This window comes from Clostridium sp. Marseille-P3244 (genome assembly GCF_900120155.1).
Classification (GTDB): Bacteria; Bacillota; Clostridia; order Lachnospirales; family Lachnospiraceae; genus Mediterraneibacter.
In genome coordinates, this window is record NZ_LT635549.1 from 2,594,634 (window position 1) to 2,607,599 (window position 12,966).

At 36.6% G+C, this 12,966-nt stretch carries 9 protein-coding genes; 1 reads left to right on the forward strand and 8 read right to left on the reverse strand.

Annotation, left to right across the window (positions count from 1 at the left end; genetic code table 11):
* Position 1: 1 nt before the first annotated feature.
* The 5 genes from BQ7367_RS14155 to BQ7367_RS14175 form a co-directional block, all read right to left on the reverse strand.
* On the reverse strand, positions 2 to 1,108 hold the full coding sequence (locus BQ7367_RS14155) for an RtcB family protein (protein WP_235837605.1): 1,107 nt from the start codon (positions 1,106 to 1,108) through the stop codon (positions 2 to 4).
* 374 nt (positions 1,109 to 1,482) lie between these two features.
* The gene (locus tag BQ7367_RS14160) at positions 1,483 to 1,800 is read right to left on the reverse strand and encodes a hypothetical protein (protein WP_072526026.1); all 318 of its coding nucleotides are present in this window, start codon (positions 1,798 to 1,800) and stop codon (positions 1,483 to 1,485) included.
* 87 nt (positions 1,801 to 1,887) lie between these two features.
* Entirely contained in the window at positions 1,888 to 3,711 is a 1,824-nt protein-coding gene (locus BQ7367_RS14165) for a recombinase family protein (protein ID WP_072526027.1), read from the reverse strand.
* Between the two features lie 288 nt (positions 3,712 to 3,999).
* Positions 4,000 to 5,028 (reverse strand): ATP-binding protein, encoded by a 1,029-nt coding sequence (locus BQ7367_RS14170; RefSeq protein WP_072526028.1) that lies wholly within the window; start codon positions 5,026 to 5,028, stop codon positions 4,000 to 4,002.
* Entirely contained in the window at positions 5,015 to 6,799 is a 1,785-nt protein-coding gene (locus BQ7367_RS14175) for a hypothetical protein (RefSeq protein WP_072526029.1), read from the reverse strand. Before BQ7367_RS14175 ends, BQ7367_RS14170 begins: the two co-directional genes overlap by 14 nt.
* Before the next feature lie 317 nt (positions 6,800 to 7,116).
* On the opposite strand from BQ7367_RS14175, the gene BQ7367_RS14180 reads away from it, so the two are divergent.
* Positions 7,117 to 9,687 (forward strand): P-loop NTPase family protein, encoded by a 2,571-nt coding sequence (locus BQ7367_RS14180; protein ID WP_072526030.1) that lies wholly within the window; start codon positions 7,117 to 7,119, stop codon positions 9,685 to 9,687.
* Between the two features lie 96 nt (positions 9,688 to 9,783).
* Here the strand turns inward: BQ7367_RS14180 and BQ7367_RS14185 are convergent, their stop codons facing one another.
* The 3 genes from BQ7367_RS14185 to BQ7367_RS14195 all read right to left on the reverse strand — a co-directional run bounded on the left by BQ7367_RS14185 (position 9,784) and on the right by BQ7367_RS14195 (position 12,493).
* Positions 9,784 to 10,401: a recombinase family protein gene (locus BQ7367_RS14185; RefSeq protein WP_072526031.1), complete on the reverse strand. Its 618-nt coding sequence runs from the start codon at positions 10,399 to 10,401 to the stop codon at positions 9,784 to 9,786.
* 143 nt (positions 10,402 to 10,544) lie between these two features.
* Positions 10,545 to 11,222, reverse strand: coding sequence for a retron system putative HNH endonuclease (locus BQ7367_RS14190; protein ID WP_072526032.1), 678 nt, complete (start codon positions 11,220 to 11,222; stop codon positions 10,545 to 10,547).
* Positions 11,223 to 11,224: 2 nt separating this feature from the next.
* Positions 11,225 to 12,493, reverse strand: coding sequence for an AAA family ATPase (locus tag BQ7367_RS14195; protein WP_072526033.1), 1,269 nt, complete (start codon positions 12,491 to 12,493; stop codon positions 11,225 to 11,227).
* Positions 12,494 to 12,966 lie beyond the last annotated feature (473 nt).

Sequence of the window (12,966 nt, forward strand, 5' to 3'; positions counted from 1 at the left end):
TTCATTCACTTCCTGCCTTATAATTATAGACAGGTTTAAGAACCGTTTTGATTTCTACGCTGTCCCCGATCAAATCTTTGATCTCCTCGAGGCTTCTGTAAGCAAAGGGAGCTTCATCCAGAGTCTTCTTATTGATATTTGAGCTGTAAATGCCTTTCATTACTGATCTGAATGCTGATACTGTATATTTTTGTTTTACTTCCTCTCTCTTCAATATCCTTCCTGCTCCATGAGGAGCAGAATAATTCCAGTCATCATTTCCCTTGCCACTTCCTATGATCACACCATCCTTCATATTGATCGGAATAATTACAGGTTCATCTTTCAGAGCTGATACCGCCCCTTTCCTTAAGATAAGACCATTGGCTGTAGCTGCAATGTAATTATGCATTGATGAATATTGTACTGCTATTTTCCATTTCATTCCTTTTACTAATTCATCCAATATTGCTTTCCTGTTCACAGCGGCATATTCCTGAACAATTCTGATATCATGAAGATATCTTGTTTTAAGCTCGCCCTCTAGCCATGTAAGTTCATAAGGGATACGGATGTCATTTTCTATAAGATGTCTCTGCCCCTCGCGGAGATAGTATTCTGTTACATCTTTCCCAAGATGTCTGCTTCCCGAATGGATCACCACATAAAGAACTCCCTGATCGTTCTGGTCTATTTCTATAAAATGATTTCCTCCTCCTAAAGTGCCGAGGCTCATATCAGCTTTGCTTTCATTTATATGCCTGCAGCAATAAAGCTCTCCAAGATCAATCCGGTCTTTGAAGCGGTGCGCCTTCTTTCGGATCGCATATCCTGATGGAATGCGCTCCCGGATCACTGCATCAAGTTTCTGATATTCAATTTTCTTCTGCTTTAATTGAGCTATTGTAACCCCGCATCCAATATCAATTCCGACCACATTCGGCAATACTCTCTTTTCTACAGTAGCCGTAAATCCTATGGTTCCAACCTTGCCCGGATGGACGTCAGGCATAATCCTGATCTTACTTCCCCGAAACGCTTCGTTATCACATAGCATCTTAATCTGAGCTAGTGCATAATCTTCGATTGAATCCGTAAAAATCTTTGCAGAGGTACAGATACCATTCACTGTTTTCGTAATCTATAGTCCTTTCTCTTTGCTTGTGTCTTTTCTGAAAAAGGGTACAAAAAAGACACCTCTTAAATGAGATGCCGGATTATCCAGTATGGTATAAAAGAAACAAAGACGCTGTAATTACAGCATGATATAATACATTCTATGCTATCTATTTTACCTGATCATTTCTGAGGATAATCCACTCTCGGTTATATTTCATTGTGTTTAGTATTGCTACAAAGTTCTTCATAATGGTTATCCTCCTTCCTGAATCTGGTTAATACGCTTCACTACGGCTTTACAACCGCAGTCTCAGTATATAGAACCCACATACTGTTGTCAACCTTTTATTGGATTCCGGAAATCTCGGAAATCCACACAGATATTCATACCTGTTCATCTCCTGCCTCATTTCTATGACTTTCAGCATTATGATAAATTTCCTGCATAAAAAGTACCCCTGCCTGAAATCCAATTTCCATATATACTCCAGATATTACCTCTGTCAGTGCGTTTGCCGCATCATATAATTCTGAATTTCTCTTCGGATCATATTTAACAACTATTTTCGAATACTCTTTATACGCCTCATTCATTCTATCCTCATAGTCTGGACAGTTTTTTTCAGGTTCAGGACCATATAAAATATTGTCTACTATATTGCATAATTTTGCTCTTTTAAATATTTTTTCTATGTAGTTCATTTTTTGTTGCTCCTTAGTCGTTATTTTTCTGAATTTCTCTGAAACTGAATAAAGACTATCGGAAAAATTTTCTGAATCCGATAGCCTTTATTTTATAATTTCCCATTTTCCCTTTCCGCCGCTTCCATTAAATCTGATACGACCTTCTTTCTTAAGCACTTTCAGTTTATATTGTGCGCCAGAAAGGCTGCATCCCATTTTCTTAGCTATTTCTTTCGCTGTGATTGTCGGAGTTTCCCTTATCAGTTCTATAATCTGATTGCGTATCTCTTCTTTCTTTTTCAGTCGGTCAAACATGGCGCCATATTCAATATGGATTTTTTGCTCAAATTGTTCATTTCCCTCTTTCATTCCTATCACATTTGCAGGATTATACACAATTTCCATATATCTGGGATATATAATAAATTTGTCTATTTCCTCCAACATTTCATTTACTGTAGCTGTTTCAATATCACTCCCGTTTCTCAAATTATTCTCAATTTCCAAAAGACGCTGTTTTCTTGATACGTTTTTTATACTCTGTTTCTCTAATTTCTTTTTCTTTTCTCTACAGGATTTCAAGGTACTCTCTAAACTCTGCTGTCTTCTCTGATACATTTCATCAGATAGTACGCCGTTAAGTAATTTATCAAGCAATAAATCCTGCTGCTCTTTTATACGGCTTTCTTCAAAAACAAGCGACTGAATTTTATCTGCAGTTTGGTCCTCCTCCAATACTTGACGCAACAGAGATATTGTTTCTCTGATTACTGCTTCCCTGTCTACTGAAAACTGCTCTACACAAACATCTTCAAGTAGTTTAAACAGTTTTTCCTCGTCAAGATGTATGTTGTCGCACCCTTTTTCTCCTTTCATTCCTATTTTAGAAATCTGCGGTCTTGCCTTTTCTTTAGATTTTCTCCCCTCTAAAGCATATTTTCTGCACTTCCACTCTACAATCGGCTTTCCATCTGAATGATTTTTTCTAAATCTCCTGTAATATGGGTTTCCACAAAGCCCGCATATTATTTTTCCACTCAGATTATATTTGCCGGGATTACTCCCCCTTGGGAATGAATCTTTCTGTTTTGCTTTCACCGCCCTTCTGTCAATCTCGTCATTTGCTTCCCGCCATAACTCTTCTGATACTGTCTCCGGCACTTTATGTTCATATCGGAACTGCTGATCTTCAGATACTTTTTCCATCTTCTTACTCTCAAAATCAAAATGTTTCTTATTCATTACAGCAGTTCCCATATTTAAAGGATTCCGAATAATCCGCAGAATATCATCTTCAGTAAATTTCTTGCCCGTTCTCTTTCTGATACCTTCATTTGTCAATATATTTGCTATTGTCCTGCTTCCGTATCCGTCAGCACAGAGCTGATACATCCGTCTCTTCACCTGAGCCTCTTCTTCAATCAAAGCCACAGATTTATCCGGAAGTTTCTTAAAGCCGTATGCATTTGGGGTAAGAATCACGGAACCGCCATTTTTCTGACGGTTCCGGTGTGCATTGTTAATCTTTTTACTCAGCTCACGGCTGTACTCTTCCGCAAGGATCGCTTTAATTCCGGTGATCAGCGCATCATCCGTAGTGTAGAACTTATTTTCAATATAAATATACAGTTTCTTTCCATTCGTACACAGACGGTCCACGAAAAGATACCAGTCCTTCGTATTACGCATAAGCCGATCCTGTGATTTAATAACAATCACATCAAACAGATTCTTCTGCAGGTCATCATAAAGGCGATTATACTCGGTGCGCCCTTTTGTAGTCGTTCCAGATCGGCTCTCAATATATGTATCCACCAGTATCCAGTCCATGCGCCTTACACACTCTTTTGCCTCCTTTACCTGATTGGCAAGCGCATCCTTCTGGCTTTCTTCCTCTGTGCTGCAGCGGGCATAGATCACCGCGCGCATGGTTACTGTCCTTTCCGGATGAGATCTGTCATCTTCATGCGCTCGGAAGTACTTATAATATTCTGCTGTTCCAACAGACGGGCTAACTGCAGGATTATCTTTTGATTTTTCATATATTTATTCCTTTCTTGTATTATTTGTTTTTGGGGCATATGCTAACTCCGAACCGTGTAATTGGTAAAGCATATGCACATCATTTTCAATCAATTCGCATCATTTAATTCTGCTGTTTTCTTCCAGAATTGGAATATGTATATATATCACTTTGTTTCACCCAACCTTCAAATTTTAAATTGATTCAACTTTACATATGATCGGAGTCTCAATCTCTCTTGTATTGCCATTGAGATTATAGCGTCCTTTTAATACGGCTTCGCCGACTTGGAGACTCTGCAATATTTTTCTCCATGCAGGTATTTCATCTGGATCAATCAAACTCGCAATAAATTTCATCTCTCGTTGGACAGGCCTAAAAAAGAACATATTGCCTGCTTGCATAAGTGTATCAACTGCGTCACGATTATAGTTTCCAAGAAACTGTGACGACAAATATACTCCCATGCCAAACTTCCTACCTTCCCGGAGCATGGCAGATAACGCACTTCCCGGCGTTATCTGCATATTATGAAACTCGTCGAAGAGAACAATATCAACTTTTTTGTATCCATTTCGCACTTCTCTCCATAACATTTCGGCAAGAAATTCCGTAAGGAATATTCGCTGTAATTCCGGAAAATCTGAAAATTGGATGATTGTCACGTTTGCATCTGTTCCAATATTATAAGTTGGATTTCCTGTCATTATTCTGATATTATCGAGTTCAGAATATGGTCCTAACCGGGTGAGAAGATGTCCGATATTCTTTTCACTTTCTGAACTAATCATTTCACTTAACATCTCTTCTAGACATTCAATCAATGCAGGAATAGTCAGAGAATCTGTGCTGTCTACTACTCGGAAAATTGCTTCTCGCAACAGTTTTTTCTGATAATAACTCAGAATCCGCAGTGCATTTACAAATGAGTCTACCAGCGCACTTTCTATCCTATCCATTCCGAAGATAAAGTCCGTTCTTTTTTCAAGAGGGTTAAAAATTCTTACGGACTCTGAATAACGGAATTTGCACTTATGCAACTCGGGCAGAGAATAGCTTTTGGAATAATCAAAAATAAGAACACTTTTTCCATCCTGAATTTCTTCTTCAATTTTTCGGCAACAAAAATATGTTTTTCCCTCACCAGACTTGCCTAAAATAAGGATATGTGGATTTGGAGTTTTGCAAATTTTGATTTCATGATTTTCTTTATCCATCAACATGAGCTGTCATCTCCTTTCCCAAATCAATAACGTCTGCTTCTCCTACAATAGAAAAACAGGCACGACGGAATTTGTACGCTTCAATTCGTCTACCAGCAATTTGCACTCTCGAGGATAAGCCAGTAGAATCCGTCAACAAATTGCCTCTTTTTTTCATTTCGTAGAGAAAATTCAACTTATACGGAAGCATCCCTTCCCGAGCCAGCATTCTGTCAAAAATTTTTGTGGGAATCCACAGGAATTTTTCGTCATGGTAGCACGCTGCAAAAACAAACTTTTGCATTTTACGTTTCTCTATAATTTCCCAATGGACTAATTCACGCCTTATTATTTTTATAAAAGTTTCTTCTATATCTTCCGGAACATTAAATTTTTGCAGGATTTCTTCAAAATTAACATAAATTGGAAGATCAGCTGTCCTATATAAATCAATACCAACGGTATGACAAAACAGCTCGATAATTCTCCACCCTGAAAATAATATGCCTTCTGTTGTTGGGCAAGAATTTTTGATAATACTTCTTATTTCTTCCAGTCTTCTTTCTGCAAACATAAGGAATTCCGTGAGAAAAACACCGGTTATGTCTCCTCTATTTCTTATACTTTCTGTCGCTCGAAACAATTCCTTGGAAACCATCAAATTTACTGCATTAGACAGTACTGATACAGCGTCATTAAAAACAACCAAAACCGCATTCACGTCACGCTGAATTGAAAAAACAGAATTTCCTGTCTGACATATTTTTGTTGCGATTTTCTTAACGTTGTCTTGTTGCTTTCTTTTAATGTAGCTGCTTCCTCCGCCTGTCGCATCTACAATTAAAATCTCATCGTTTGTCTTCATTAATATATTTCGCAGATTACTGCTATTGTCCTCAGCATCAATACTCCTTAAACGCTCCCGATTGAAAATCTGTAGTAAGTAAATCAATTCATCTTTTGTTATGTTTTCACAAAATACCAAATTCAGAAAACATTTTAATTTTCTCCTTTCCTCTGCATAGACAGATGACAAAATACCCAATATTGGCATTTCCAACAAAAGTATCCGCTCTTGCCAACACGTTACATTTTTATATAGTGACAAATAAATTTCCAGTTGCTGTCTATTTCCTCTTTGTACCTTAAAATGCTTTTGCATAACTGGTAAATCCGGGAAGTCCAGCCGCTTTTCGTAGTTGCAATTTTCTGCATATACGAATTGTCCACTGTTCCATCCTGCTAATTCTGGAAAATAGTACACAGCTTGCGTCCTATCAATTTCCGCTCCAAAAGTAGAAAATAAAATCCTTTGAATTTTGCTCACACTGTTGTCCGGAGCAAAATTCACTCCTGCTTTTACAAATGCTTCATACAAATTTTTTCCGCTATTCTTTTTGACATCTCCCACAACCCATAAATTAGCATCTGGAAATAGAATAATATATTTGCTCTCCTTAATATCGACTTGTCTAAATTCAATTCTCGCCACACTCCACTCTCCTTTCAAGTTGTAGGCGAACTCTTTCACGCCCTGCGTCTCGTCATCATAATTTTCCATTAACATAATTTTCCCATTGTTCTGCAGAGCTAAATTTTCACTTACACAACTTCTCCTTTTCTTTTTTTCAGCATTCTTCAACTTCTTTTCCATTGTCTGTAATTGATGTGTGACACACTCCGCAGAATTTGTTACATTTGCATTTACTGTTGCCAATGATTGCATAATTTGATTCTGCCCGAATTGTAAAACTTGAGCGGAATCTGTATGTTCCGTGATGAATGGAATCATATTTTTTCTTTCTCCTTTCTTCTTACCGGTATATTTTTCTTGTCGACAGCTTCATGTTACCATATCGATACAACATTCATTTGCGATGTAAAGGAATATTTTTCGTGTATTAGCGCGTTACCTTATTAAAGTATAGTTCCTGACATTAATCATCAACTGTCCTTAATCAAAAAAATCGGCTGAAAAAAGCTCTATATAATTAGTAAAATTCATATTTTACACATCTATTTTTTTCCTTAGACCATTTCAATGTAATTGAATATTTAATTATGTTCATTTATAATAGATAGAATCGATTTAAACACGAGGAGGGCAAAATGGGAATCCATGAATTCAAATGCTTAGCCAATAATATAATATGTTTTTTTACTCAAAGTAAAATCTTTCTATACGAGGGAACTCCTAACACGCTTGAAGATTTTCTGGCTTTTTTGATTAATTCTGACAATGATATTGATATTGAAACATATATCGAAAACTTTATCGACAAAAATCCGAATGTTATTTATCCGCAATGTATCTTTGATGGATCAGAGAATTTCCATACATTCTTTCCGGATAATATCCGTAAGGAAATTCTAAATTTTGACAAATGGGACTTATCTGCTTTATACATTCCCTCCATAGATTCAGATCTCGACACTCTGGAAAAAGAAAAGGCAAAGAAATCCGTTTCAAACAATTCCTTTGCCTTAGCAGAAATTAATAATAAGATTTATCATCTTATTAATAATTTTTTATCTAAATTTCAAGAGCAGCTGAAAACAATACTTTCTAACTACTATTCCAATTATATTATGCCCAAAGATTGCATTACTTTACTTAAAAGACTTTTCTCAATTTGCATAAATTTATTAGATGACGTTCCTTTCTGCGATAACTTTCGAAAAGTTTATCATAAAACAACTGCACACATTAATTATGAACAAAGTGATTATGCTTCTTTAAAAAATACTATGGAAAAAAATTTCAGGATTATAATTTCAGGAGCAAAAGGCTCAGGGAAAACTACTTTTATCAGAGATTTCATTAATAAAATCCCATTTACCGATATATGTTATTTACAATATATTGGTTCTATTGAAGCCACACTTTCACAGATACATTTTTCTGACGCTTCTGGCACAACGTTATCGTACGAAGAAATATATACACGTTTGAAGAAAAAGAATGGGGCTTCTATACTGATTATTGATGACATGAACCTTTCCTCAAATTTACTATCAAAAGAGCTTGAAAAAATAGATTCATTGAACCTGCGGATTTTTATTATCACCTGTAATACATTATGGAAAGGAACTACATATGTTTCTTTTTCCGTACCCGTTTTTTCGGATGATAAACTAATAGATTACTACAAAAAAATCTGTAAAATCAGCGATCTAACGCAAGACTTCGAAACACGTATTTTAAAATGGACATCAAAAAATCCTTTACTTGTATCTCTTCTCGCATATACTTCTAAAAAGAATCCAAATGCGGTGAGACAGTTGCTATTCAAAGAGGATTATATCTTTAATCGCCCGGATGTTTCTTTTAAGCATCCTTACGACCACCAAACACAATCCTTATTAGGCCATATTAAAAAGTTATATGATATAACAATATTTAAGCATGAGAATAAAATATTGAAGAAATATTTAATCATATTAAGCTGCTTTTTTAATTACACGCTTCCTGTTTCATTCCTAGAAAAAGTCATTCCAGAATTTGATATTATAAACATTGAAAAGCTTTCAGCTCTCGGTTTTCTTACATTTAGCAAGGAATTAAACACTGTTCAGCTTTCTGCGCCAATAGCTGATGCAATATACGCCATTGAAAAGCCCTCTATCCCAGTTTTAGCAGAAATTCTTGAAAATATAACAAAGTACATATACGAATTCGATATTCTGCTACAAGAATTATCTATATCAAACATACTTTATCCACTGATTAAACGCTTGCAGAAAACTGTCGTAGTAAAAAATAACGCGCAACAAAAGGAAGTCTCTACAATGCAGAGTAATTGGTGGTCATTTGTATATATTTGTATAGAATATTATCAATCTATCGGAAATTATGATGCTGCCAAAGAACTTATAGGATTACTGGAATATCCAGATAAAAAGACTATTCTGTATTCTCAGTCTCCAATGGATCAAAATCTGTTTTCTTTGATAAATATATGGGCTAGAACTGATTCCAGCTTTGAGGGTATAGTAAACTCTCTGATAAGTACTATTGAAAAAGACAAAATGAGTCTTGCAGAATCTGCAACACGCCCAGAACTTTATATGCCCAATATGGTATTATGTAATTATTTGGCCTCAATTGGGCTTGACAAAATAATTCTCAGAATAGTAACTCAACAATATATTTTTTATCCGCAAAATATGAATTATGAAGAGCACTTCAAGAATTTATTAAATGTAATTAATGCTAGTGAGGCTCCTTACCCGCAGATTAAAAAAATATATTATAAAACTTCATATACCCTTTTATCTGCCTCTATAGAAACAATGACTTATGACTTTATTTCTGATTTTTTCCGTTCAATAAAATCTTGTGAAAATAAAGTTATAAAACTACAGCTATTGACCGTTCTCGCCTGCCAGTGTTTTAATACGATTCATTATTCTATCGGAACGCCCCGCTGCATAAAGATAACTGAATTTACTGAAAACTTTCTATTTGCTCAGTTGTCCGAGATACTAAATAGCTGTGTCTTTCTGCCTAAATATGTATTTGAATTATGCTACTTTTCTTTTCTCAGGTATAAACAGTTTCATCTCGTGGTAAACAAGAATATTCTAAATTTGGATACGGTTTTTGATTATTTGATTAAAAAATGTTCAGTATTATCTTCATCTGAAAAAAAATTCTATTTATCACTCAAACTGCTGTAAACCATTTCAAAACCTCTACCTTTTGACAGACCTGCCATCCATCCGGCAGGTCTGTCTCAAAATCCTATTTTCTAATTTTGACATATATCCCAAAACTTACACACCTTTTGATTCACTTTCATATTTCCGGACCATCCGGTAAAACGTACTGCTCGATAATCCCATCTTTCTCATTGCCTTTACCGCTGTAATTTCATTCCGTTTCCACTGTTCATATATCTGGCGAAACTCTTCAGGCTGATTTATTTTCGGTCTTCCCAAATGTTTGCCTTTAGCTTTTGCCGCCTCAATTCCCTCTTTCTGTCTCTTTCTTATTGTAATCCGTTCCTGCTCCGCAATACTCGACAATACCTCAATCAGAATATTCTGTATCATGTCAATGATCCACTGCTGTCCGTCCGGTACTTCAATCAAGGAAGTTGGAAGGTCAAGGATTTTCAATCTCACCTTCTTCTTTTGAAACCATTGTAGCTCGTTCTTTATATCTTCCTTACTTCTGGAGAGCCGGTCCAGTGACGTAATAATAAGCGTATCTCCTTCCCGCAAACCCAATGCGCCTTTTAAAGCCTGATAAGCCGGACGATCCAGATCTTTCCCACTGGATTTATCTGTTAGTATATTCTGTTCGTCTACATACTTTTTCAGCGCCAAAATCTGCCTGTCTAAATTCTGTTCCCGACTGCTTACTCTTGCATACCCAAAAACTCTTGCCATAATTACATTACTCTCCTATTTTTCTGTCAACCGTCCGCCCATGCATGGCGGTCGTTTACCGGGTGTATCGCGCACACAAAATAAAAGGAACACCGCTCACGATGCTCCCGAATTAGTATATTTATGTAGTTGAATTAAGTTTTCTATTCCCCAAGCCTTTTCTTTAGATACCAAATTGCTATTCCCGAATACGGTTTCAGATATCCTAATTCATCTGGTTCCTCGTACTCTTTTAATATTTTTCTCAGAAAGGTCTTTGTCCACTGACCTCTTTCTTTCATCCGTCTCATTTTGTCTTTGCAGGCAGCTAACACTTCTTTTCTATTTTCCATTAAAAAAGCGGATTCCCCATTATAATTCAAATTTAATGTATCTTCCAAATCCTCTTTCAACTCAGGATCATCTGACGTAATGCGTCCGTCGGCTTCATATCGTATCTTTTCTATACAGGTTTTATTATAAGGATCTGCCACTTTCAGATCTTCATCTTTTCGATGCGCGTCACAAGTAAGTTCTTGTAAATGCCGTTTTTTCCCCTCACTGTTCTTTCTTTCATTTCCGTAACAAACCCCTAGCATAATTTTATAATCCAACGCTTTTCTTGGATCATCTTTCAATTTACTCTGTGGCAAAATATGTTCAATTTTCACCTCAGTTGCCGAGTTCAATCTTCTCATACAATATCCGCACAGATACCCCTGATCCTTTAGCAGTTGTTCTCTCACATCATCTTTATCTGGATATCCGTCAAAATATGCATTTTTATTTTTTGCATACTGAATAAGAGATTCAGGGGTTTTTCCCTTTTGTATATATCTCATTGCTATTCCCCCAGTGGTATTTTTTCCAACTCTAACGTTTCTTCTGCCCATGTAACTTTTGGATGATTGTCCCCCAATTCCGCTCTTATCTGATCTGCAAATTTTTGCGCACTATCCAGATCCCCTTCATTTATATCATTTTCGAAATTTTTAACAAGATCATTAACTTTTTTTGCCATAGCTTCGCTTCCCTGACAAATCTTTAGAATATCGTTCACATCCAATCCATACGGTGTCTTTTCATACGTAATATTCCTGTTCTCATCAATCCTGATTAAATTTTCTTCCTTACATGATGCCATTATAACAGGAGAATGCGTAGCCGCTATAAACTGTACATTAGGAAAAGTGGCTTTTAATCCTGCGATAATCCTCCATTGCCACTTCGGATGAAGATGCATATCGAGTTCATCTATCAGTACGATACCCGGAGTCTGACTAATGTCTTCCAACAGATTGGGGTTCAAAAGCGCCATTCTATATGCGATATCCAATACCATCCATATTACAGACTGATATCCCGCACTTAACGCTCTTATCGGCAATGCCTCAGTTGATGTAACATAAATAAGTTCATCACTTTGATCATCATATTCAAAGCTCAGTACTTCTTCACCAAGCATTGTCTGCATAAATTTGCATAAGGCATCTTTAACACCCTGATACTCTCTGATCTTTTCCTTCCGTCTCCACTCCATTCTTTCCATATGGCGAACCCAGTTCATCAGCATTTTATTATTTGACGCTTCTGTTAAACATCCCTCATATCCAACAGTCCTGTAAAAATGCTTTGAAAATACATTTTCCGCCGACTCTCTTTTCTGCATCCACATTCTGGCTGTACTCTGATAACTCAGCACTGGCAAAATATATTTTTCTCCATTTGCCATCTGTTCCGCTTTTCTTGAAATTGTTCGGGGTTCCACGGTGCTTCTTGATGCCTTAACGCTGCTTTTCTTTCTCACCCATTCAAAATTCTCTTCGTCAATTTTTGCCTTGCACCTTACTTCCACAGGAGTCATATAGCGTCTATTAAAAGATCCATCACCCGTATTTTCCAGTATTACCCGAATTTCATCTTTAGTGAAATTTCTTCCTGATACATCTGGCAGCCCTGCGATGAATCCGCCAAGTCCAACTGAAACAGCCTCTAAAATTGAAGTTTTTCCGTATCCATTATCCCCTATCAACAGATTAAATCCTTTTTCAAGGTCTAAAGTGCACTCTTCAATCCCCTTAAAATTTTTTATCGTTACTTGCTCAAGTCTCATACTCCACCTATTTTCCCTTTCTCAATCATTTACTCAAGCTATTACCTGCCCTTTATTATAGCGTATTCACTAATGTTTGTATACCAAATATCTTCAACGCTTTTCAGCATTCTTCTTTCTGCGCAGAACGATGGTCATTCTGTCTTTTTGTCCCTTCACCTCTTTAAGATGGATTGGCTGATCATGTCCATCGTGCTGCTGTGCGTAATGGCAATGGCTCTGTATGCGGTGATCGGGGTGGTGGAGAAATTATATAAGAAACGATTTTGAGGGGAGTATCCCAAAGTTTGTGTAAACCTTCAAACTGATGTAAGATAGACTTACCAGTTTGGAGGTTTATTTTATGGCAAGAAAAAAGGATACCCCACAAAAAGCAGCCCTTCGAGAAATGATGGGTAACTACATGAAAGAAAACAATGTTAAAGTCAAAGATGGGACAGATGTTAACTCCATCATGCGGGATATGATGTCCA